The sequence below is a fragment of the Sphingobium limneticum genome (assembly GCF_008710165.1).
In the GTDB taxonomy this organism is placed as follows: domain Bacteria; phylum Pseudomonadota; class Alphaproteobacteria; order Sphingomonadales; family Sphingomonadaceae; genus Sphingobium; species Sphingobium limneticum.
The window spans coordinates 1-21,550 of sequence record NZ_VYQA01000036.1 but is presented as its reverse complement, the minus strand read 5'-3'; the positions used below and the strand labels follow the sequence as shown (position 1 = coordinate 21,550).

20 protein-coding genes and 2 pseudogenes are annotated in these 21,550 nt (G+C 64.6%); 13 read left to right on the top strand and 9 right to left on the bottom strand.

The annotated features are described in order from the left end of the window. Nucleotides 1-83: pseudogene (locus F4U95_RS23460) on the bottom strand (IS5/IS1182 family transposase); the annotation flags it as partial. A 198-nt stretch (nt 84-281) separates the two neighbouring features. On the opposite strand from F4U95_RS23460, the gene F4U95_RS23455 reads away from it, so the two are divergent. From F4U95_RS23455 to F4U95_RS23420, 8 genes are all read left to right on the top strand, one after another. Further along, nucleotides 282-566: a hypothetical protein gene (locus tag F4U95_RS23455; protein ID WP_030541564.1), complete on the top strand. Its 285-nt coding sequence runs from the start codon at nt 282-284 to the stop codon at nt 564-566. 20 nt (nt 567-586) lie between these two features. Beyond that, nucleotides 587-1,006 (top strand): periplasmic heavy metal sensor, encoded by a 420-nt coding sequence (locus F4U95_RS23450; RefSeq protein ID WP_150426901.1) that lies wholly within the window; start codon nt 587-589, stop codon nt 1,004-1,006. Then, entirely contained in the window at nt 1,003-1,575 is a 573-nt protein-coding gene (locus F4U95_RS23445) for an RNA polymerase sigma factor (RefSeq protein WP_004212943.1), read from the top strand. The genes F4U95_RS23450 and F4U95_RS23445 overlap by 4 nt, the downstream gene beginning before the upstream one ends. Nucleotides 1,576-1,674: 99 nt before the next feature. Beyond that, nucleotides 1,675-3,681, top strand: a complete 2,007-nt coding sequence (locus F4U95_RS23440) for a copper resistance system multicopper oxidase (protein ID WP_030541566.1) — start codon at nt 1,675-1,677, stop codon at nt 3,679-3,681. Next, nucleotides 3,671-4,984 (top strand): copper resistance protein B, encoded by a 1,314-nt coding sequence (locus tag F4U95_RS23435; RefSeq protein ID WP_007407010.1) that lies wholly within the window; start codon nt 3,671-3,673, stop codon nt 4,982-4,984. The genes F4U95_RS23440 and F4U95_RS23435 overlap by 11 nt, the downstream gene beginning before the upstream one ends. Nucleotides 4,985-5,031: 47 nt before the next feature. Further along, a complete protein-coding gene (locus F4U95_RS23430; RefSeq protein WP_030541567.1) occupies nt 5,032-5,415 on the top strand; it encodes a DUF305 domain-containing protein in 384 nt (127 codons plus the stop codon). 61 nt (nt 5,416-5,476) lie between these two features. Then, the gene (locus tag F4U95_RS23425) at nt 5,477-5,926 is read left to right on the top strand and encodes a DUF411 domain-containing protein (protein WP_150426900.1); all 450 of its coding nucleotides are present in this window, start codon (nt 5,477-5,479) and stop codon (nt 5,924-5,926) included. A gap of 178 nt (nt 5,927-6,104) precedes the next feature. Beyond that, nucleotides 6,105-6,830, top strand: a complete 726-nt coding sequence (locus tag F4U95_RS23420) for a DUF2231 domain-containing protein (RefSeq protein ID WP_246171694.1) — start codon at nt 6,105-6,107, stop codon at nt 6,828-6,830. Between the two features lie 212 nt (nt 6,831-7,042). Here F4U95_RS23420 and F4U95_RS25300 read toward each other — a convergent pair. Further along, a pseudogene (locus F4U95_RS25300) lies at nt 7,043-7,168 on the bottom strand (DUF305 domain-containing protein); the annotation flags it as partial. 24 nt (nt 7,169-7,192) lie between these two features. Then, on the bottom strand, nt 7,193-8,176 hold the full coding sequence (locus F4U95_RS23410; protein ID WP_223308235.1) for an NAD(P)/FAD-dependent oxidoreductase: 984 nt from the start codon (nt 8,174-8,176) through the stop codon (nt 7,193-7,195). 223 nt (nt 8,177-8,399) lie between these two features. Between F4U95_RS23410 and copC the strand changes: the two genes are divergently transcribed. From copC to F4U95_RS23390, 4 genes are all read left to right on the top strand, one after another. Then, nucleotides 8,400-8,768, top strand: a complete 369-nt coding sequence (gene copC, locus F4U95_RS23405; RefSeq protein WP_030541571.1) for a copper homeostasis periplasmic binding protein CopC — start codon at nt 8,400-8,402, stop codon at nt 8,766-8,768. Between the two features lie 4 nt (nt 8,769-8,772). Beyond that, entirely contained in the window at nt 8,773-9,699 is a 927-nt protein-coding gene (gene copD, locus F4U95_RS23400; RefSeq protein ID WP_004212957.1) for a copper homeostasis membrane protein CopD, read from the top strand. Nucleotides 9,700-9,948: 249 nt separating this feature from the next. Then, a complete protein-coding gene (locus F4U95_RS23395; protein ID WP_150426899.1) occupies nt 9,949-12,633 on the top strand; it encodes a vitamin K epoxide reductase family protein in 2,685 nt (894 codons plus the stop codon). Between the two features lie 264 nt (nt 12,634-12,897). After that, entirely contained in the window at nt 12,898-14,832 is a 1,935-nt protein-coding gene (locus tag F4U95_RS23390; RefSeq protein ID WP_150426902.1) for a cytochrome c/FTR1 family iron permease, read from the top strand. A 126-nt stretch (nt 14,833-14,958) separates the two neighbouring features. Here F4U95_RS23390 and F4U95_RS23385 read toward each other — a convergent pair whose 3' ends face one another. Further along, nucleotides 14,959-15,294, bottom strand: coding sequence for a four-helix bundle copper-binding protein (locus F4U95_RS23385; RefSeq protein WP_231735705.1), 336 nt, complete (start codon nt 15,292-15,294; stop codon nt 14,959-14,961). A 69-nt stretch (nt 15,295-15,363) separates the two neighbouring features. Beyond that, nucleotides 15,364-16,677, bottom strand: coding sequence for a hypothetical protein (locus F4U95_RS23380; protein ID WP_004212961.1), 1,314 nt, complete (start codon nt 16,675-16,677; stop codon nt 15,364-15,366). Nucleotides 16,678-16,986: 309 nt separating this feature from the next. Here F4U95_RS23380 and F4U95_RS23375 point away from each other — a divergent pair, with 309 nt between their 5' ends. Continuing rightward, the gene (locus F4U95_RS23375; protein ID WP_004212962.1) at nt 16,987-17,457 is read left to right on the top strand and encodes a YybH family protein; all 471 of its coding nucleotides are present in this window, start codon (nt 16,987-16,989) and stop codon (nt 17,455-17,457) included. Between the two features lie 82 nt (nt 17,458-17,539). Here F4U95_RS23375 and fliE read toward each other — a convergent pair whose 3' ends face one another. The 4 genes from fliE to F4U95_RS25590 all read right to left on the bottom strand — a co-directional run. Further along, entirely contained in the window at nt 17,540-17,992 is a 453-nt protein-coding gene (fliE, locus tag F4U95_RS23370; protein WP_037491557.1) for a flagellar hook-basal body complex protein FliE, read from the bottom strand. 197 nt (nt 17,993-18,189) lie between these two features. Beyond that, on the bottom strand, nt 18,190-18,894 hold the full coding sequence (locus F4U95_RS23365) for a DUF6118 family protein (protein WP_004212966.1): 705 nt from the start codon (nt 18,892-18,894) through the stop codon (nt 18,190-18,192). A 9-nt stretch (nt 18,895-18,903) separates the two neighbouring features. Further along, nucleotides 18,904-21,399 carry a Ti-type conjugative transfer relaxase TraA gene (traA, locus tag F4U95_RS23360; protein WP_150426898.1) on the bottom strand — a complete coding sequence of 832 codons (2,496 nt, stop codon included), beginning with the start codon at nt 21,397-21,399 and terminating at the stop codon, nt 18,904-18,906. A gap of 32 nt (nt 21,400-21,431) precedes the next feature. Next, nucleotides 21,432-21,550, bottom strand: a 119-nt coding sequence (locus F4U95_RS25590) for a Tn3 family transposase (protein WP_150426860.1), incomplete at its 5' end; no start/stop codon positions are given.

Below are 21,550 nucleotides of genomic sequence, written 5' to 3'. Positions count from 1 at the left end.
ACCCGGGGGCGGCCATGGCTCTTGGGGAAAAATGGCTCAAGCCGTGCCATCTGCTCATCCGTCAGCCAGTACAGGTCGCTCATACTCAGTCTCCTTGCGGAGCCTGAATCATATCGAGCCTCCCATTTCAATGGGTCCTGACCCTAGCGAGCTGCGAGCGATTGGACGCAATGGAAGAGTGCGCAGCCGCGTCCGGGGGGTGTGTGACATTCGCTCGCTTCGGACTCGAGGGGTGTTCACCGGCCGTGCGTAATGGATGTGAGGACGGCGGAGGAATGAACATGGACATGAATTTAGACAGCGCGTTGCGCCGACTTGCCGAGCAACCGCTTCATCCACGGCTTGCTGAACTGGAAGGCGATGTCATGCGGTTGATCGCGGCGGAGCGGCGCGCGGGCGGCGGAGTTACGCTGCGATCCGGCATGCTGGCAGCGCTAGGCGCAGTCGCCTTGGGAGTGGTGGGCGGCGGATTGTCGTCCGCAGCGACGACTGCGCAGGTGCCGACGCTAACACCCTTCGGGCCTGCCATGCCGCTAGCGCCTTCGACCTTACTCGCGTTCCAGTGACGAGCGGCGCCCGGAGGACGATGCTGATCGCCATCGTCGCGTTCGTGGCGGCGGTCGCAGGCGTGTGGGCTGGACGTGAGTTATTCCCCTCCCCGCCAAGCCCGGGCGTTGAGCTTTACAGCTTGCTCCACGACGGGCTCGAGCTGGACGAAGCTCAACAGACCAAGCTCCAGATGCTGGAGTCTCACTTCACCGTTCGAAGGCGTGCCTTGGAGCTGGAACTCAGAGCCGACAACGCCCGGCTCGCCGCCGCCATCGAGGCCGAACATGGTAACGGGCCGCAGGTCGCGGCCGCCGTCGATCGTTCGCACGGCGCGATGGGTGAGCTCCAGAAGGAGACGTTGAACCATATGTTCGCGATGCGGCAGATCCTGCGGCCCGACCAGGCGAGGACGTTTGACCGCGCGGTGGTGAAGGCGCTGACCGCAGACGCGCGGTGAGCCTTGATCTCGCGGCCTGCACGGACGGCGAACTCGCCGCCTTGACGCTCGCCGGACGTCAGGCTGCGTTCGCTGAGATCATGCGGCGGCACCAAAGACCGGTCTACCGCCTGATCCGCTCGCATATCGGCGACGCCGAAGAGGCGCTTGACCTCACTCAGGAATGCTTCGTGGCCGCCTTTCAGAACTTGCGAAAGTATGACGGAGATCGGCCGCTCGCTGCGTGGCTGACCCGCGTGGCGATCAACAAGAGCCGCGACTGGCACAGGCGGCGGCGCATACGCCAGATACTATCGTTCGCCTCTTCGCTGCCGCCCGACACCATGGAGAGTGAGCGGGACGAGGCGCCGGGTGCCGACGCCATCACCTTCGATCGCGCAGAGCTTGCGCGGCTTTCGCGCGCGGTGTCCGAGCTGCCGGCCACGCTCAAGGAGACGCTTTTGCTGCGGACCGTGGAGGGCTTGTCCCAGGCGGAAACCGCCGCCGCGCTGGGGATCAGCGGAAAGGCCGTGGAGACGCGGCTCCGGCGTGCGCGTGAAAGATTATCGAAAATTCTCGACTTCGCGTGAGGGGATGAGCCTATTTGCGCGTAATGAAAGATAAGGTCGGCGGCCCCCCCCCCCCCCCCGCCGCCGGCCGCAAGCATTGAACTGGAGCGAAGGAAAGGCATGAGCCGCAATCTAAACCGGCGCGACGTAATGCGCGGAACCGCCATGCTTGGCGGCACGCTGGCCATGTCGGCCTACCTGCCGGCTTGGGCGCAACCTGTGTCGCGCGGCATCGCCAGGCCCCTGCCGACCGTGTCGGGCACAAACATCGCGCTGACGATCGACAGGATGAAGCTCGTCATGGACGGGATCACGACGCCGGCAATCGGCGTCAACGGCACCGTGCCCGCACCGCTCGTCCGCCTCCAGGAGGGCCAGAACGTCCGTCTCGCAGTGACCAACAATCTCGACGAGGATAGCTCGATTCACTGGCACGGGCTCATTCTGCCGTTCCAAATGGACGGCGTGCCCGGCATCAGCTTCCCTGGCATCAAGGCGCGTTCGACCTTCGTATACGAATTCCCGATCTTGCAGTCGGGCACCTACTGGTATCACAGCCATTCGGGCGAACAGGAGCAGGCAGGGCTCTACGGACCCATCGTGATTGATCCGGCCGGTGCCGACCCGATCGCGTTCGACCGCGAGCATGTGATCGTCCTCTCCGACCATAGCGAAATGACGGGCGAGGAAATTTTCCGCAAGCTCAAGCAGATGGGCGGCGCCTATTTCAACTATCAGCGCCCGACGCTGAGCGGGCTGCTCGCCGGCCGCGAGATGCGCCTCAAGGATCGGATGGAATGGGGCAAGATGCGCATGGACCCGGCCGATATTGCGGATGTTACGGGGTCGACCTACACCTTCCTCGTCAATGGCTTTGGCCCTTACGACAACTGGACGGGCCTCTTCCGACCGGGCGAGCGGGTTCGGCTGCGCATCGTCAATGCTGCGGCGCAAACCAACTTCAACGTGCGCATCCCTGACTTGCCGATGACGGTGGTGCAGGCCGACGGCCAGAACGTCCGGCCGGTAACCGTGGACGAATTCCAGATCGGCGTCGCGGAAACCTTCGACGTGATCGTGACGCCCGAGGACCGCGCCTACAGCTTCGTTTCCGAGGCGATCGACCGATCCGGCATGGGGCGCGCGACACTGGCCCCGCGCGAGGGCATGATCGCCCCGGTCCCGCCGCTCCGCCCGCGCACGTTGCTGACCATGACCGACATGGGCATGGACATGAGCGGGATGGAGGGGATGTCCGGTATGGCGGACGAGAACCCGGTCGCAAAGCGCGGGCCGGATCCCACGTTGATGCAGAATGCCTCGCGCAACCTGTGGAAGCTCACCGGGTGGAAAGAGCCCACCGATCACGGAACGAAGGCGGTAGGCGCTGCGATGGCCGGCATGGCTGGGATGGGGGGCGACCAGATGAGCGGCGCTATGCCAGGGATGGACCATAGCCAAATGGCGGCGGGCGCTGCCGGGATGGCGGGCATGGACCATGGTCAGATGAGCAGCGGCGGCATGGCCGGGATGGATCATGGGTCAGGCGGCAGCATGGACATGAACATGCGCAACCCCAAGAACGCGCCCGGCGTCAAGATGGGGCCGGGAGTGCAGACCATCTCGCCGATGCCGAAGGACCGCACGGGCGAGCCGCCGCAGGGGCTGGAGGACGCGGATCATCGCGTGCTCACTTATCGCGATCTTGTCGCGCTCGACCGCAACCCGGACGTTCGCGCCCCGTCGCGTCAGTTGGAGATCCACCTGACGGGCAATATGGAGCGCTACATGTGGGGCTTTGACGGCCAGAAGATGAGCGACCCTGCCGACCCCATCCCGTTCCGCAAGGACGAGCGCGCGCGCGTCACCCTGGTCAATGACACGATGATGCCGCACCCAATTCATTTGCACGGCCACTTCTTCGAGCTGGTGACCGGACATGGCGACTTCGCGCCTCGCAAGCACACGGTGAATGTGGCGCCCGGCGGTAAGATGACATTCGACGTAACGGCCGATGCGCCCGGCGACTGGGCGTTCCACTGCCACAATCTTTATCACATGACCGCGGGGATGATGCGTGTCGTGACGGTTCGCCCGATGGGCGAGGAGAACCGCGATGCAGCCTAAGTTCCTCTTGATCGCTGGCGGCGCGGCACTTGGCCTCGCAAGTCCGGTGGCCGCGCAGATGGACCATTCCAATATGCCGGGCATGAAGATGCCGCCGTCAAATACGCCAGCGGTGAAAAAGCCGGCCGCTAAAAAGCCGGCCGCCAAGAAGCCCGCAGCGACCAAGCCCGTCGCGCGCAAAGCGTCCCCAAAGCCCGCCGCTAGATCGACACCGCCCGCGAAAACGGGATCGGGGGCCAAGCCCGCTGCGAATCAGCCCGCCAAGCCTCCGGCCCCTGCAACGATCGTTGCCGATCCTCACGCCGGTCATGACATGACGACCATGCCGGGCATGAATACGCCTGGAGCCAACCCCAACCCCAATACCGCGCACGACATGTCGGCCATGCCAAGTGCCTCCGGCGGTGCCGCCTCCGGCCAGCCAAGCACCAGGCAAGGCATGGACCATGGATCGATGCCGGGAATGGGCCAGAGTTCGGGCGCGATGCAAGGCATGCCGGGACACGACATGGGAAGCATGCCCTCAGGCACGGGCGCGGCGATGATCGGCACCAACCTGCAGGCCGGCACCGCTCCGCCGCCCCCCATTCCGACGGATCGTGCCGCGGACCAGGTCTACTCTGCCGCTGCCATGGCGCATTCGCAGCAGCATCTGCGGTCGATGCACGGCGGGCAGAATTTCTCGCAGGTCATATTCAACCTGGCTGAAGTCCAGATCCGGGATGGTCGCGATGCTTATCGTTGGGATGGCAGCGCCTGGTACGGTGGCGACGTTAATCGTCTGGTTCTTAAAACCGAGGGCGAAGGGAACTTTGGGAGAAGCTTGGAAAGGGCGGAGCTGCAGGCGCTCTACGCACGGGCAATCGGACCCTATACCGATTTTCAGGCAGGGATCCGGTACGACTTCAAGCCTAATCCCTCGCGTGTTTACGCGACAGTCGGTTTTGAGAGCCTGGCTCCGGGTTTCTTCGATGTCGAGGGCGCACTGTTCTTGTCTAGCAAGGGAGACGTGCTGGGCCGCGTTGAAGGCTATTACGATCAGCGCATCACCCAGCGGCTGATTCTCCAGCCTCGTGTCGAAGCTGAGTTTGCGGCGCAGGACGTTCCGGCAGACCGGATCGGTTCGGGCTTGTCGGATATCGAGCTTGGCTTGCGGCTGCGCTACGAGGTGAAGCGAGAGTTCGCCCCCTATATAGGTGTTTCGTACGAGCGCAGAGTGGGCCGTTCTGCTCGTTTTGCACGCGAGGATGGCGAGGATGCGATATCCACCAGCCTCGTTCTGGGCATTCGCACATGGTTTTGAGGCCGACTAGTCTTGTCGGGTTGGCTGAGGTCAAGAAGGAGAAGTCGATGTTCAAGACAGTAACACTTCTGGCTCTGGCCGCGACGTCGGCGAGCCCCGCTTTGGCTCAGCAGCAGATGCAGGGCATGGACCATTCGAAAATGCAAGGCATGAACCACGACAACATGCCTGGCATGAACACGCCTTTCATGCCCGCCGAAATGGCGATGCACGAAAAGATGATGAAGGCCAAGGGCGCTAATGCGAGCGAGACGTGGGTCCGCAAGATGATCGAGCATCACCGCGGTGCGATCGCCATGTCGCAGATCGTTCTCCGGGAGTCGCCCGATGCGAAGACCCGGCAAATGGCCCAGAAATCGATTGCCGAGCAGAACAAGAGCATCGGTGAACTCCAGGCGATGCTCCGGTCGATGGGCAAGCGTCCTCAGTAATAAGCCTCGTTCCTCCCGCCCCCAGCGAGGAGACGGGAGGAACGACCAAGGAGATTTTTCCATGAAGTCAGCGTTGCGATTTGCGCTTACTGCCGCAGCCTTGTTGGTTCCGGTTGCCGCCAGCGCGGCTACCCCGATCGTTATGCACCGCGACCCCGGCTGCGGCTGTTGCGCCAAGTGGGCGGCGCAGGTGCAGCAGCAGCTCGGCCGTCAGGTGCGCGTCGTCGATGATCCCAACCGCCCGGCGCTGCAGAAGCGCGCGGGCGTTCCCGCGGACGTCTCGTCCTGCCACACCGCAATCGCCGATGGCATCGCTTTCGAGGGCCACGTGCCGATCGCCGACATGAAGCGGGCTCTTTCGACCCGGCCCAAGGGCGTGCGGGGCCTCGCGGTCGGCGGTATGCCGCTCGGCTCGCCGGGAATGGAAGTGCCGGGCGTCAAGGCGCAGGCCTATGACGTGGTCGCCTTCGGCACCGGCGGACGCCGCTTGTTCGCCCGCCACGGCAGCTGATCGGCCGATGTTTTTTGGCGGAGTGGCATGACGCGGTCGCCGCAGCCAGCGTAGCTGTGGCGTCCAGTCCGTCTTGAAGAGCAGACGGAAAGTTTCACAAAGGAAGCTGGGCAGGTGAGGGAAGAAGGCGCGGCGTGCGTAAACTGGATTGAAACAACACGGTTCAAGGGGTTGGGTGATGGGCGGTAAACGAGGCGGGGCTTTCGCTCTACTCCTTGCGGTTGCAATCTCAGTAAGCACGTCGGCATCGGCGCACGAAGATCACGATGCGCTCGGGGCCGATCCCGGGCCGGCCGCTAGCAGCGCAGCCGAGACGCAGAAAGCAGATGGGGCGGACGCTGGCGACGGCCACATGGGCATGGGCTCTATGTCGACCGTGGACATGAACATGGGCGGCCGCGACATCGCCGGCGACGACATGGACATGGGCGGCATGCACGAGGAGACCGCCAACAAGAACAAGACTTTCGGCGAACGGCTTGTGAGCTGGCTGGGGCGGGTGCATACCATGGTCATTCATTTTCCCATCGCCCTGTTCATCGGTGCGTTCGGGGTGGAGCTGTTCGGGTTATGGCGCCGCAACCGGGATTATCAGCATGTCGCACACATAATGCTGGTCGTCGGCGCGCTGGGAGCGATCGTGGCGGCGTTCCTGGGCTGGTTCGCAGGCGGGTTCTACCTGACCGACCGCAACCCTATCCTGATGACGCATCGCTGGCTCGGGACATCGATCGCGGTCTTCGGCGTCGCGCTGGCTTGGATGGCAGCGCGCCACCGCAAGGGTCCCGAGCGGTCGCGGTCGTTGTACTGGGCGGTGCTTGGCCTGATGACACTCGCGATCTCAATCCAGGGGTTCCTCGGCGGAACCTTCATGCACGGCGGAATAAACCACTTGGCGTTCTGAGGGGCCCCGACGCTTAGTAGCCGGTCGCGTGTTGGCGCGCTGCGAAGGAGAATGCGACGAAATGCGGCAGCGCCGACCTTCGTGCCGTAGGCCTTTTCAAGCATAGCGTCGGATGCCGCCGGCGAGCCCGGCCCCGCTAGGGCGTGTCGAGCAACCCCCGACGCTGGTAATAGCACACTGTCTCGATGCACTCCCGCGCAAGCCTCGGGATCGTGGTGCGGGATCATCGAACGGAGGAAGGCCGTGTCGCCGATCGTCGTGTGGATACGAATAAGCGCGAAGCAGCCGAAGAAGATGACAAGCGAGCCGGCGATCAGCGCTTTGTTGGCGGCTTTCGCTCGGTGCACCGCCAGTGGCTCCCACTACGTCGGCGGTACGCTCCGAGCGGGATACAGCCCGGCGATGGCGGACCACAATCCGCTGTCGCGGTCGCGCAACAGATTATGGATTGCAGTCGCAGCGATTGCCGCTTGCCCGGCTGCGACGCTGATCTGATCGAGCCCTTCTACTACGTCGCCGACTGCGTACACGCCATCAACCGAGGTTTGTTGGTGGGCATCGGTCAGCACGCACCCTAATTTGCTGAGCTTCGCGCCCAGCAAAGTGGCAAGCCGCGTCCGAGGCGACGAGCCGAGCGCAGGGTAAAGCGTGTCGAATTGCAGCTCCAGGCCATTGGCCAACCGCACCTCGACACAGTCGCCAAGACGCAGCTGCTCGACAGGCGAGGGGGCGACATCGATGCCCTGCTGGTTCAGCTTGGCAAGTTCGGTCGGCCCGAGATCGAGCGAGCGCTCAGCCAGAAGCGTGACCTTGGCCCCATAAGCCCTCAGGAATTCAGCTTCTTCAGCGCCATGACCACTGCCGCCGAGCACCGCCACGTTCATCCGCCGGGCCTCATAACCATCGCAGATCGGACAATAGCGGAGAAGCCCACGCGCCACGCCGATGTCATGCATCGCATCGGGCATCTCGGGACGCCGGTTGAGGACACCGGTCGCGAGGACAACGGTCCGCGCGCGCAAGATGTTCAGTTCGCAGGTTGCCGAGAAGTGGTCGCCTAAGGCGACAATTGCGTCGATCTCACCGCTCTGGACCGTACCGCCATATTCGCGCAGCTGAGCCTGCAATCGCGCAAGAAACGCGACGCCGGAAATGCCTCCGGGAAATCCTGGCAGGTTGCGCGAGTGCGGGATGGAGGCGACGCGCCCTGCCGCCGCGTCATAGACGACGCAGCTCCTGAGAAACCGCGACAGATAGATCGCGGTCATGAGGCCCGCTGGACCGCCGCCCACAATCAGACAGTCGATGACCTCCTCGGGGTCGCCCGTCCAGCCTTGATCGGTCAATCGCAACCTCATCATTACCCCGCGCATGCGCCCGTCCAGGCCCGCGGCCACAGTTCGTCTCGAGAGGAGACGCGGTGAAAAGCGCCCCATGCTCCCTTCTGAATACGCGCCGCCACCGCCGGCCCCTCATCGAGAGCGGTGCGTCGGCACGAAAAAGATCGTGAGGGGTGACCCGCCCGGCTGCGTAATACAGGTGAACCCAATCGAAATGGAGATTACCCTGATGCGTCGCTTGTTCATCACGACTGCCGCCGCGGCCTTATTCTTCGCAGGCGGCGTGGCGAACGCGCACCCGAAGCTGGTGTCCTCCAGCCCCGCCGCCAACGCGGCCGTCGCGACCCCCGAGAAGATCAGCCTTCAGTTCAGCGAGAAACTCGTGCCGGCTTTCTCCAAGGCCGACCTTACCATGGCAGCGATGCCGGGCATGGCGGCCATGAAAATGCCCAGCAGCGCCGCAGTCGGCGCCGATGGCCGGACGCTCACCATCACCCCGAAGCAGCGCCTCCCGCGTGGGCGCTACAGCGTCGGCTGGCAGGTCGTCTCTAGCGATACACACAAAATCACCGGCAGCTACAACTTCACGGTGAAGTGAGCGAATGCTCGACTGGCCGACCGTCGCCATCCGCTTGGCGTTATACCTGGTCCTGGCGGCGCTGTTCGGCCTGTCGGCCTTCAGCCTCTATGGTCTTCGTCTTGGCGAGCGCGATGATGCCATCGCGCTGCGGCCTTGGCTCACGGCAAGCGCAGCGCTCGGGTTGCTGCTCTCAGCCGTTGGCCTGATCCTTATGGCCTCGGCGATGGCCGGTTCTGCATTCTGGCCGATCGACCAGGCAGCGGTGGCCGCGCTGCTCGGGGGGCCACCGGTTGGCACCGCCTGGAAGGTGCGTATGGTGGCGCTGGTCATCGCCGTCGGTGCAGCCCTGCTGGCGCGAGGCAGAGCATCGTGGCTGGCTATCGCCATGATTGCCGCCGCCGCGGCATTGGCGACACTCGCGTGGAACGGGCACGGCGCCATGGACGAGGGAAGCACCGGATGGCTTCACCTCGGTGCGGACATCCTCCACCTCTTGGGAGGCGGTATATGGGTCGGCGCGCTGTTCGGATTGCTTCTCCTGTTGACGCGTCGCACCGAGGAGATCGATGCCGCGCACCTTCGGCTGACCCATCGCGCCCTGCATGGGTTCGGCGCCGTCGGCACGCTCGTGGTTGTTACCCTGGTGGTCACCGGCTTGATCAACAGCTGGCTGCTCGTCGGCCCAGCCAATTTCGCGGCCTTGGGGACGACGCTCTACGGCCTGCTGCTGCTCGCCAAGCTGGTTTTGTTCGCAGCGATGCTGGGGCTCGCTTCGCTCAATCGGTTCCGCCTCACGCCGGCCTTCGAGCGCTCGATTGCCATGAACGACCATGGCGGGGCGCTTACGGCGCTGCGGGTCAGCCTTGCGGTCGAGACAGCCTGCGTGATCGGCATCCTGGCGCTCGTGGCATGGCTAGGCACCCTCGCGCCACCCGCGTCGGGCATGTAAGCGCTATGGACCAACCGTCCACGCAAGCGCCGCTCAGGCCTTCCACCTTCTTTTACCCACTTACGCGGCTTAACCCTCGCCTCCCAAGACACCCCCCGCTTGGACTGAGCTTACGTGTCCGACGCCCTAAGTCGCCCACAGGCGCTTGCGGGAAGGCCGCGTCGCGCTGCAAAGCTGGGCGTGCGAGAGGGTTGGTCCGGGTGGGCCTGTCAGTGTTTTCAGAGATGAATGAACAAGGGTGGCAAAGTCATGACCGATGGCAAACGCAGTGAAGCCGGCAGCGGCCAGGGTGGCGAAGTCGTCCTCATCACGGGTGCGAGCGGTTTTATCGCCGCAGCGCTGATTGCCCAGCTCGGCGAGCGCTACACGGTCGTCGGCCTTGATCGCGCCGGCCCTCCCGACCCACCGCCGCCCGCGGCGGCGATCGACATAGACCTCGGGTCAGACGAAGCGGTCCGAGTTGCGCTTGACGAGGTGCGCGCACGGTACGGCAACCGCATCGCCTCGGTGATCCACCTCGCCGCCTATTATGATATCACGGGTGACCCCAATCCGCTCTACGACAAGGTCACCGTGCAGGGCACCCGCCGGCTGATTGACGGGCTGCAATCGTTCGAAGTCGGACAATTCGTCTTCGCCAGCACGATGCTCGTTCATAAGCCGACCCCCACACCCGACGAGCGCATCAACGAGGACTCGCCGATCGGCGCGTCCTGGGCCTATCCGCAGTCCAAGGTCGACGCCGAGACATTGCTGCATGAGCGCCACGGAAACATCCCCGTCGTTTATATGCGCGCCGCCGGAGTTTACGACGACTACGGACGCTCGGCTTTTCTCGCGCAGCAGATATCGCAGATTTACGAGCACCGCCTGATTTCGCATTTTTATCCCGGCATGCTGTGTGCGGCGCAGTCATCGGTGCACCGCGACGACTTGGCTGACGCCGTGCTGCGTCTGGTCGATCGGCGGCACGAACTGCCGTCAGAACTGCCGCTGCTCATCGGCGAGCCCGACGCACCCGGCTATGCCGAGATCCAGGACATCGTCGGCGAGGCGCTCCACGGCGAGGGCTGGAAGACGATCCGGATTCCGCAGCCGCTCGCGAAAGCCGGGATCATCCTGCAGAACGAAGCGCTCGGCAGCGACGACTTCATCCAGCCCTGGATGATCGACAGCAGCAACGACCACTATATCCTCGATATTTCACGCGCCCGCTTGCTGCTCGGTTGGGAACCGAAGCATCGCCTCCGGGACACGCTGCCGACGATCGTCGCCGCGCTGAAGCGCCACCCGCGGGCCTGGTATCGGAACAACAAGCTTAACGAGAATCTGGTTGCCTGGCACGATAAGCTAAAGGCCGAACCTGTAGCGCCGGGCCAACAACCCGCAGCGGCAGGCGGTGGAATGGCCGACATGGATCACGGGGCTGCGGACCATAGCAGCATGGACCATGCTGCCATGGGGCACCGACCTGGCGCGGCGGACATGGCGATGACCGGTCACGGTGCACACGGCGATCACATGGCCATAATGGACCGCGACGAGCGCCGTGCGCGCTGGGCTCTTTACGCAAACATCGGTCTTGGGCTGTGGCTCGCCTCCAGCCCGCTTATCTACGACTCCGTGACCACTCACAGTGTCGGCGAGGCGGCGCGCTTCGTAACTATTGATCGCGGGCTGCCGTCGATCGAGTGGCGGGCGAACGCGCTGGCCATCAGCGATGTCGTCAGCGGCCTCGCCATCGTGCTGTTCGGCGCGCTGTCGCTCGTTCCGCGCACCAAGACATGGGCGCAGTGGGCGGTCGCGTTCGTCGGCATCTGGCTGTTCTTCGCCCCGCTGATCTTCTGGAGCCCGAGCGCCGCTCAGTACAACAACAACCTGCTCATCGGCTCGGCCGTGATCGCCCTGTCGGTGCTCGTGCCGATGATGCCGGGCATGAGCATGGCGGGCATGATGGACCCCAAGAACATCCCGCCCGGCTGGACCTATTCGCCATCCACCGACGCACAGCGGCTGCCGATCGTCGCCATGGGTCTGATCGGCCTTCTCACCTCGCGCATCCTCACCGCCTACCAACTGGGGCATATTGACGGCGTTTGGGAGCCGTTTTTCGCCGGCTCCCTGAGCGATCCACGCAACGGCACCGAGGAGATCATCACCTCGGACATGTCCAAGGCCTGGCCGATTCCCGATGGTGGGCTCGGCACGGTCAGCTATGTCCTCGAGATCCTGATGGCGGTAATGGGCACCCGCGACCGCTGGCGGACCATGCCGTGGATGGTGACCTTCTTCGGCATCCTTGTCATCCCGCTCGGCGTCATCAGCATCTATTTCATCATCAGTCAGCCCATCGTCATCGGCACATGGAGCACGCTGGCGCTGATCGCCGCGCTCGCCATGCTGATCATGATCCCCTTCGCGCTCGACGAGGTGATTGCGATGGGTCAGTTCCTTCTCTGGGCGCGCCGGCAAGGCAAACCGCTGATCCGCACCTTCTTCCAGGGTGACGCGATAGAGGCGGGAGCGGTGGACGCGTCGGACGCGATGGCCTCGCCAAGCACCTTCTGGGCGGGCGCAAAGAAGGGACTGACCCTGCCATGGACGCTGACTGCGAGCATCGTCATCGGCGTCCTGCTGATGCTGACCCGAATACTGTTCGGCACGGAAGGCGGTATGGCGAACAGCGATCACGTTGTGGGTGCGCTGGTCATCACGGTCGCGATCATCGCCACCGCAGAAGTTGCCCGCGCGCTGCGGCTGATCAACGTCGCGTTCGGAGCCTGGCTTGTGGCCGCGCCTTTCCTCCTCGACGGCGTTGGTCACCTTGGGGCCGTGGCCTCGGTCGTAGCCGGCATTGCGCTCGTCGGCCTCAGCTTTCCAAGGGGAAAGCGCAGCGCCGAGCATTATGCAAGCTGGGACAAGTACGTGATCTGAAAGTATCTTCAATCACTGCTTAGCCTCATCGAAAACCTTGATCGTGCATCGCACACCGTCACGCGCCTTCGCTGCCGCTTTTCTACCCCCCCGATCGTCTCCGGGTTCGCGGTCACGATCTTGTCGCCGGAGACGATCGCCCGCCAGCTCTCCGGCGGCGATGTTCATCATCCTGCCATTGGTGGTCGCGCACGCTGCCCAATACTGCTAATGAGAGTTGTTCGCATAGTCCGCGACGAGTGAAGCTTGGAATCGATCACCCATATGCCGTCACCTCTGGTCGCGCTGGTCGCGTCGCTTATGCTGCTGTTGATCCCCGCTGCGGCGATGGCCGATACCCGCGATGTTCAAACTGCTTGGCGTCTGCTCGACTATATGGCGGTCGATTATGGCGGTGCGGTCGCCAACGGCGCGGTCATAAGCGCGTCCGAATACGCGGAGATGACGGAGTTCGCCGCTGGGGTGTCGACGCGCCTCCGCGCACTTCCCGCGACGCCTGAGCGGCAATCTCTAATCCAAAGCGCTTCGCAGCTCGAAGCCGTGATCGGCCGCAAGGGATCGTCCCGAGAGGTCGCGACACTCGCGCATGGCCTCGCCGCCGATCTGCTCAAGGCCTATCCGGTGCCGCTCGCTCCCGCCAAGGCACCCGACCCCGCCATGGGAACAAGGCTATACGTCCAAAGCTGCTCGTCCTGCCACGGCCTCACCGGCGACGGACATGGGCCTGACGCTGCCAGACTCGACCCGCCGCCGATCGCGTTCACCGACGCCGAACGGGCGCGCCAGCGCAGCGTGTTCGCGCTCTATCAGGTGATAAGCCAAGGCATCGACGGGACCGCGATGCAGAGCTTCGCCGATCTGCCGAACGATCAACGCTGGGCGCTGGCGTTCCGCGCTGGCAGCTTCGCCCTGACCGACGCGCAAGCGGTCGAAGGCGAACGGCTGTGGAAGTCCCAGCCGAGCTTGCGGGCGCGGATCCCCGATTTGAAAACCCTGGTCGCGCTCACCCCCGCCGCGCTTGCGGGCAGCATCGGGCAGGCGAAAGCCGACGCGGTGCTCGCCTATCTGCGGCGCCACCCCGATCAGGTGATGCAACAAGCCCCGGGCTCGCTCGCGGTCGCTCGCTCCAAGCTTGCGCAAAGCCTCGCCGCGTTCCGGCGCGGCGACCGGCGCGGCGCAAAGGAACTGGCGCTGTCCGCCTATCTCGACGGGTTCGAGCCGATCGAACCGACGCTCTCGGCGCGCGACCCGACGCTCATCTCCAGGATCGAAGGCGCGATGGGAGAATATCGCGCCGCTGTGGAGAGCAGCACGTCGGCCGATGATGTGGCCGAACGAGTGGCAGTGCTGGGCGGCCTGTTCGATGATGCCGAGGCGGCGCTCGCGCCCGACGCCGCGACGCAGGCGTCCACCTTCTTGGGGGCCTTTACGATCCTGCTGCGTGAGGGGCTGGAAGCTCTTTTGATCGTGGTCGCCATGATCGCGTTCCTCCGCAAAGCGGAACGGCCAGAAGCCTTGCGCTATGTGCATGGCGGGTGGATCGGGGCGCTCATCGCGGGCGGGCTTACCTGGGCCGTCGCCACCTATGCGATCGGGATCAGCGGCGCGAGCCGGGAGCTGACCGAAGGGTTCGGCTCGCTGTTCGCCGCGATCGTGCTGCTCTCGGTCGGAATCTGGATGCACGGCAAGGCCCAAGCCGATCAGTGGCAACGCTATATCCGGGAGAAAATGTCACGGGCGCTATCGAGCGGGTCGGGATGGTTCCTGTTCGGGCTCGCATTCCTGGTGGTCTATCGGGAGGTCTTTGAAACGATCCTTTTCTACGCCGCGCTCTCGACACAGGGTAACACCGCGATGCTGCTGGCCGGCGCCGGCGCAGCGATCAGCCTTCTCGCCGTCATCGCCTGGGCCATGCTCCGCTACAGCCGGACGCTGCCGATTACGCAGTTCTTCCGCTACAGCTCGTGGCTGATGGCCGCTCTGACGGTCGTGCTGGCCGGTAAGGGAGTCGCTGCCCTCCAAGAGGCGGGGATCATCGACATAGCGCCGCTCGCCAGCGTGCCACGTATCTCGATGTTGGGCCTGTTCCCGACATTTCAGTCGGTGCTGGCACAACTCCTGATGCTTGCCGTGATCGTGATCGGGTTTGCCTGGAACCGCCGCGCCAAGCCGCGGGCGGGCGGGCCGCTAGCCTACTAGCGGCAGGGCAGACAACGCCCCTCTCTAAAGCGTTGCCGCAACCCTGACCGTGCATCGCACCGTCTCACGCGCCTTGGCTCGCAATGTAACGGGAGGGCGGCGGGGAAAGCGCCGCCCTCGGGCCATTTACGCGGCCATCTTGTCGCAAGCCTCGGCGCACTTGCGACACGCGGCGACGCAATCCTCCATGCCGTCCAGCCCTTCGCAGCTCGACGCGCACGCCCGGCAAATCTCGGCGCACTCGCGGCAGATATGCCGGTGATGCTCAGATTTCCGCGCCATGAAGTCGATCGCGACCGCGCAAATCTGCGCACAATCGGCCATGATCTTCATGTGCTGCGGCTCGGCATGTCGGCCTCCCGCCTCAAGGCAATGGTTCATCGCCATGTGGAGGCAGGTGACATGGCATTCGTGGCAGGCGTCCATGCACGCCTTCATCTCGGGATCGATCTGATGCATCATTCATCTCCAGCTGAGCCCCCGCCCATTTGAAAATACGCGGCGCGCGCGCGTACCCCTTACCTCTCTCGATCAAGCCAGCTTGCTGGAGATGGCTTTGATCGCTTTAAGCCCCGATCCGAACCTGGCGATTGCCTCGCGGTTTCTCTCCAGCTCGCCGTAGGGAAGATACGATATGTCGAGATCGGCGACGCGGCTGAACGCGGGACGCTGTAACTGCGCGCGGACATCCGCCTCGCGGGCGTCGGGTGCGACCAGAAACAGCCCTGCGGTCGCGTGGAGGGCGCTGCCGCTCAGCGCCAAGTCGAGCATGCGCACAATGCCCGAGTAGATCGACGTCGAATGCTCGACCTCGAACGCTGCCGCGACGTGATCGCCGCCGCGCTCAAGCCACAGCACGTCGATTAGACGGATGGAATCCGCCCCCTTCGAGGTTGCGATGGAGGCGGGCAGGTGCTCAAGGCACCCATGTCCCAACGGCGATCCATTGAAGGCACGGCTGCGGTCGTTCGATGCGATCCACACGTCATAGCCGAGCGCGAGTCCTAGATCGCGAAGCCATGCTTGGATTTCAGTATGGGTGCGCTCGTTCTCGCCTTCGCGTAGCGCCGCCTTGCTGAGCGTGCGCGCCTCCTCGCGCGCCGTCTCAAGCCGTTGTCCCCAACTTGCCAGCGCCTCGCCGCTAACATCGAGAGGAGGGGCCGGGTAGCGATCGAAGCCGATGTCGAACAGCAAGCCGCCAATCGCACCCAGGTCGTTCGATAGCAGGTCGCGGTGGCGATCGTTCAAGTCGAGTACACCCGACCGCATCGCCAGAAAATGCTCCCAGCTCCCGAGCTTCACCTTCGAGCCGGTCAGCGCGTTGTAGCCTTTGACGATCGCGGTGTTGAAGGGCGGCACCAGCGTCGGGTGAAGAAAATAGAGCAGGTTGGCGACCGCGGGCCCGAGCCCCTTGATCTTCAAGCGATCGATCGTGTGGATATGGCCAATAATTTCCTCGGCCGTGTCGCAACACGAACAGGCGTCGAGCAAGCGACCGAACGCCCGCTGGTTCTCCGGGTTTTCGTAGATATCGGGTATGCGGAGCTTCGGCTTCCAGAGAAAGGCATGGTCAGCGCCTTTGAAAATTTGACGCTGCTCGGCGACGGAATGAACGACCGTTTCGAGCGACGATCCCCGGTAGGCGACGCCGAACGTGCCGCGCTCGATCTCACCAACGACCTGGCCAATACCACGCCGGATCGAGCGGAAGTTTTTCAACCGTTCGTCCCACAGAAACCAGCTTCGGTAGGTTGCGCCAGGATCGTCACGCCAACGGGCAATAAGACGACGAACGAGGCCACCGTGATCCTCTCCGGTAGTAATTTGGTCGGGTTGCGTGGCCATATTGTCGGTGTGATCCCCATTCGCTGAACCAAGACCTAAGCCCCTGGCCGGTGACCGTCGAGCTTCTTGATTCAGCATACCGGACCGCGAGGTTCCGCATCTGTTCAGTTTTTGGTATAACGTGACAACGGCGGGGATGCTCGGTTTGATGGTGAGCCGTGACCATCGTGCTTGCCATCCAAAGTTGGCTAAGGGCTATTTAGTACACGGTAGCCTCGACCATTTCGCGACCTGACGGTCAGTCGGCTGCTCCATATCGCATCAAGCGGTGATAGCCTAAAGCCGGACAGTCTATTTGGGAGATCATGAATGAACACCGGCGTGAAAACGATTATGCTCATGTCGATCGCCGTGCCTGTTGTGGCGTGGGCTCAGCCGGTCGCCCGCGATGCCGATACACGGGCCGTGGAGGCTGTGCTCTCACGGTACAAAAACGCGATCGAGAAGCTTGACGTCGCTGGAACCGAAAAACTGTTTACGATTGACGCGCGGGTCTTCGAGACAGGAAGCCCTGAAGGAACCTACGCCACCTACCTCGCCCATCATCTTGGTCCCGAGCTGCGGCAGTTCAAATCGTTCCGCTTCTCCGACTACAAGGTCGACGTCCGCTTCGAAGGGTCGGTTGCCCTTGCGACCGAGACCTACCGTTACCGAATCGAGCCAAGAACCGGCGAGGCCGCCGAAAGACTCGGCGTCGCCACAAGCGTGCTGAAAAAGGTGAACGGAGGATGGAAGATCGTGTCCATGCACAACAGCGCTCGGAAACCGAAGGGCAGCTGACGGACGCAGGCGGGGGCTGGCGTGCGAACGTTTTTCGCAGCACCGGATTAGCGACAAGGCGATGTGCTTTCGGCAGATTGCGCTAGACCGGCATACTCATGATGTCCTTGTAGGCCGAAAGCACTTTATTACGAACTTGCAACGTTGCCTCGAATGCGATCGAGGACTCCTGCCGCGCGAGCATTACCTTCGCAATGTCGGTTTCGTCCCCGCGTTCGTAGGCGACCGTCAAAGCACCAGCGCGCGCATTGATCGCGTTAATTTTTTGAAGCTGCGTCTGAAAAGTAGAGGCGAAGCCGCCTGGCTCCGCGTGTCCTGGCTGCGACACGCCCGCCGCTCCGCTCACCCCTGAGACGGAATTTGGGCTATCCACCGTTCCCAGCGCGGTGTTCATCGCTGCGTCAAAAGCCGCTCCTCTCGCAGCCGCGGAAACGGCGACAGAATTCGGGTTGCTCGCTATATTCCGAAGCGCCGCGTTCTTGTCGAGGACGGCGTTCCGCAGGGCCATAACGTCGTTGATGGAGATGCTGCTCATATTCACCCCGGTGCGACTTCTATCGCATCTGTATGATCGCACTGTAAGCATTAGAAGATGGTTAACGACGCTTAGTATTGATTGCCTGATCGTGAAGCCATGCGCCGACCTCTAATTGGACCCGCCCAAGCGTGCCACGGTGAGGACCGGGCCGGATTGTCTATTGTCAATTGCTTGGCGGAATAGATACGCGGCCACTACGGGGCGACCTTAATTGTGCATCGCACTGTGGCACGCGCCCGATTCGCCGCTTTGCTGCAACCCTCGATCGTTTCACGATTGGCCGTCACGATCTTGTCGGCCGCGACGATCGCGCGGAACTGTGCGGCGTCGGCGCTCTGCATCATCCGCTGACCTGCCTCCCAACGGGGCATGTCAAGCGTCCGCGCCGCCATGCGCTCGGGCCATCGCCAGCTCGCCGGCGCGAGCTCGCGCGCGACGAGGCCCGGCACGATCGCCCATGCGAGGATGCCGGCCGCTACCCCGCCCAAGGCGAACCATAGCTGCCGGTTTCTCTGGTCGGCGCGTGTCCATGCGGACCCGGCGATGGCGCGAAGCTCGGCCATGACGCGGGCCTTGTCCTCGCCCGCCTTGGCGAGCGCCGCCTGATCCTCGCGCCGGGCGGCGTTGCCCACCGCGGCGATCCGTTGCGCCATCTGCTCCGGCGTCATCGCCAGCGCCGGACTCCGCACGATCACGTCGTTGATGAGCGCGACGCGGGCGGCCGTGGCGTCCACGCCCTGCTGCATCCGCCCTAACGTCTCGGTGTAGTCGGGAACGTCGATCGCGCCGCGCTCGGCCGCCAGACCCTCCACGGCGCGGCGCAACAGCGCCAGCTCGCCACGCATGGCCTCGAACGCCTCGGCCGCGTCGGTTCCGCCCTGATCGTCCTCGTCCGTCACCCGTCCCCCTTACCGGCTCATGCCACGATCGCGGTCGCGGCCTTGTCCGACCGACTGCGCCAGCTCCTGCCTGATCGACCGGCCCCGCTCCATGTTCAACGCCAGCTCGGGCGCGTGCCGCTTCAAGGCGGATTCGAGCTGCGGGTCGCGATGCAACCCGCCCGCGATGCTCTCCATGCGCTTGCCGAGCTTCTCCGCGCCCGCGCGGTCGCCGGCGCGCTCCATACTGGCCCGCGCCGCCTTCATGTCCTGCCACTGCTCCACGAAGCGCCCCGCACGCTTCTCCGGGTCGATACGGACCTGGCGCTCTACCTCCATCGCCTTCGCCGCGCCGCCCGTGTTCCCTTCGGCCGCGGCGCGTGCGAGCTGGGGGTCGCGCTCGATCGCGCTGGCGAGGTCGCGCGCGCCATTCGGTCGCACCTGGTCGAGCGCGTCGCCCGCCTTCGCCAGCGCCTGTTCCTGGTGCGCCAGCACCGGCAACCCCTTCTCCCGCATCCGGCCTATATCGGCCGCGGCGCGCCCATAGCGTTCGATCGCACGGGCCTGCGAGGGCGCCAGCGGCCGATCGGCCGCGATGCGCTCCGGCGACGTCGTTTTTTCCGACGTCGGTTTCGGCCGGAACCCGGCGAACATGCCCCTGGCCTTGTCGCGCACCTTCTCCGCCACCTGACGCGCGAGTTCCGGGAACCGGATCTCGCGCCGATCGGCGAACGCACGGGCCTGGTCCTGCTCGGGCCGCGCATAGTCGCCGGCCATGTCCTTGCCCCGGTCGCGCGACATGGCGCGGACGAGCTGGCGCTGGTCGGCGAAGTCGTCGCGCCCGTAATGGAGCTGCACGTCATCACGATGCCGCGACATGCCGACATAGGCGCTGTGGCGGTCCATGCCGGGGGTGGCGAGGACGTGGGCGTGATCGACGGTCACGCCCTGCGCCTTATGGAAAGTGGCGGCGTAGCCGTGATCGACCGCGGCATAGTCCTTTGCGTCGAACGCGACCCGCGCGCCGCTGTCGAGCCGAACCTTCATCCCCTCGGCCGATACCTGCTCGATCGTGCCAAGCGTGCCGTTCTTCACCCCTAGCGACCGCTCGTTCCGCAGGAACATCAGGCGGTCGCCGCGCGCGAACGCGCGCGTCCCCCGGTCGGCGCTGAACGTCACGTCGTCGCCAAGGTCGCCGGTCGCGCGAAGTCGGCCGCGCGCTTCCTCGTTCAGCTCGCGGACCTCGGCGTTGGTGTGGGTGAGGATGATGCGGGATTTGCCCGGTTCGGCCTGGCGCTGCCGATCCCAGCCATCGACCAGCTCGCCCCGCGCCTGCTCGCGCGTGTCGGCCGCGTGGACCATGCCCTTGCCGTCATAGGCGTGGATCGCCTCGCCGGTGCGCCCGGTCGCCAGCGCGCGGGTGGCGTCGCGCTGCCAATCCTCGCGCTGCCGGCGAATCTCGGTGATCTCGGCCGCGCCGTGCCGCTCGGTGACGCTGCGGAACGCCGCGCCCGCCTCGATCGCCTGTAACTGCTCGGGGTCGCCGATCATCACGACCTTGGCCCCGGCGTCACGCGCCTGGCTCAACACCCGCTCCATCTGGCGCGAGCCGATCATGCCCGCCTCGTCCACCACCAGCACGTCACGCGGGCCTAGCTGCTCGCGCCCCTGCCCCCATGCGTGCTCAAGGCTGGCGAGGGTGCGGGACTGGATGCCGGACCCGCCCTCAAGGTTCTCGGCCGCGATCCCCGACAAGGCCGCACCGCGCACCTGGTAGCCCTGCCGCTCCCAAGCCTCGCGCGCGACGCCCAACATCGCGGATTTGCCGCTGCCGGCGTAGCCGACGACCGACGCCAGCCCCTTGCGGCCGGTGATATGGTCGAGGGCGTCGCGCTGCTCGGCCGACAAGACGAGCCCCCTGCCCTGGGCCGCGCCGATCGCGGCGTCACGCTGGCGATCGGCGATGCCGTGACCGTCGCGCGCCGCCAGCGCGCCGGCGCTGCGCTCGAGCCGGGCCTCCACCGCGATCATGTCGCGCGACGTGAACCGCTCCTGGTCGCGTCCGTCCTTCCCCAACGCGACCAGCTCGGGGCTGGCGCGCACCGCGGTCATCACCTGGTCGAACTGCTCCTTGCCGTCGCTGTGCCGGAACGCGAACACGGCCAGGTCGCGGGTGGTGAACGTCGCCTGCTGCCGGGTGATCGCGTCCAGCGCGATCGACGGGTTGGCGATGATCTTCTCGCCATTGTCGCGGGCGATGCGCGCGTGATCCTCGATCCGCTCGGCCTCAAGCCCCTGCTCCGGTCTGCGCGATGCTGCCGGGCCGATCTTGTGCTGCGGCTCCAGCGCGATCCCCTGCGCCTCATAGGAGCGATGGTCGATCCGCCCTTCAAGCCCCAGCTCGGCCATGCGCTCGTTGACGTGCGCGCTCCACGCCTCGCGCCAGTCCTTCAACAGCTCGGTGCTGTTCCAGCCCCGGTTTTTCTTCCCGAACCCCTCCGGCCCCACATCGCGCATCGCCAGCATCACAGGGGGCGTTTGCGGGAGGGGGCGGAATCCTACGCTAAGGATTTGGGCCAGCGATATTCCCCGGTTAGATTGATGTGTTCCCATCCCAACGGCGAGACGTGGGCGAGTAGATCAGGCGCGATATGGGTACCGCTGGCGGCCCGGGTAT

What these genes read in the sequence shown, in the direction of transcription:
- F4U95_RS23455 (WP_030541564.1), top strand. Translation starts at nt 282, where the DNA reads ATGGACATGAATTTAGACAGCGCGTTGCGCCGACTTGCCGAGCAACCG.
- F4U95_RS23450 (WP_150426901.1), top strand. Translation starts at nt 587, where the DNA reads ATGCTGATCGCCATCGTCGCGTTCGTGGCGGCGGTCGCAGGCGTGTGG.
- F4U95_RS23440 (WP_030541566.1), top strand. Translation starts at nt 1,675, where the DNA reads ATGAGCCGCAATCTAAACCGGCGCGACGTAATGCGCGGAACCGCCATG.
- F4U95_RS23435 (WP_007407010.1), top strand. Translation starts at nt 3,671, where the DNA reads ATGCAGCCTAAGTTCCTCTTGATCGCTGGCGGCGCGGCACTTGGCCTC.
- F4U95_RS23430 (WP_030541567.1), top strand. Translation starts at nt 5,032, where the DNA reads ATGTTCAAGACAGTAACACTTCTGGCTCTGGCCGCGACGTCGGCGAGC.
- F4U95_RS23425 (WP_150426900.1), top strand. Translation starts at nt 5,477, where the DNA reads ATGAAGTCAGCGTTGCGATTTGCGCTTACTGCCGCAGCCTTGTTGGTT.
- F4U95_RS23420 (WP_246171694.1), top strand. Translation starts at nt 6,105, where the DNA reads ATGGGCGGTAAACGAGGCGGGGCTTTCGCTCTACTCCTTGCGGTTGCA.
- copC (WP_030541571.1), top strand. Translation starts at nt 8,400, where the DNA reads ATGCGTCGCTTGTTCATCACGACTGCCGCCGCGGCCTTATTCTTCGCA.
- copD (WP_004212957.1), top strand. Translation starts at nt 8,773, where the DNA reads ATGCTCGACTGGCCGACCGTCGCCATCCGCTTGGCGTTATACCTGGTC.
- F4U95_RS23395 (WP_150426899.1), top strand. Translation starts at nt 9,949, where the DNA reads ATGACCGATGGCAAACGCAGTGAAGCCGGCAGCGGCCAGGGTGGCGAA.
- F4U95_RS23390 (WP_150426902.1), top strand. Translation starts at nt 12,898, where the DNA reads ATGCCGTCACCTCTGGTCGCGCTGGTCGCGTCGCTTATGCTGCTGTTG.
- F4U95_RS23385 (WP_231735705.1), bottom strand. Translation starts at nt 15,294, where the DNA reads ATGATGCATCAGATCGATCCCGAGATGAAGGCGTGCATGGACGCCTGC.
- F4U95_RS23380 (WP_004212961.1), bottom strand. Translation starts at nt 16,677, where the DNA reads ATGGCCACGCAACCCGACCAAATTACTACCGGAGAGGATCACGGTGGC.
- F4U95_RS23375 (WP_004212962.1), top strand. Translation starts at nt 16,987, where the DNA reads ATGAACACCGGCGTGAAAACGATTATGCTCATGTCGATCGCCGTGCCT.
- fliE (WP_037491557.1), bottom strand. Translation starts at nt 17,992, where the DNA reads ATGAGCAGCATCTCCATCAACGACGTTATGGCCCTGCGGAACGCCGTC.
- traA (WP_150426898.1), bottom strand. Translation starts at nt 21,399, where the DNA reads ATGCTGGCGATGCGCGATGTGGGGCCGGAGGGGTTCGGGAAGAAAAAC.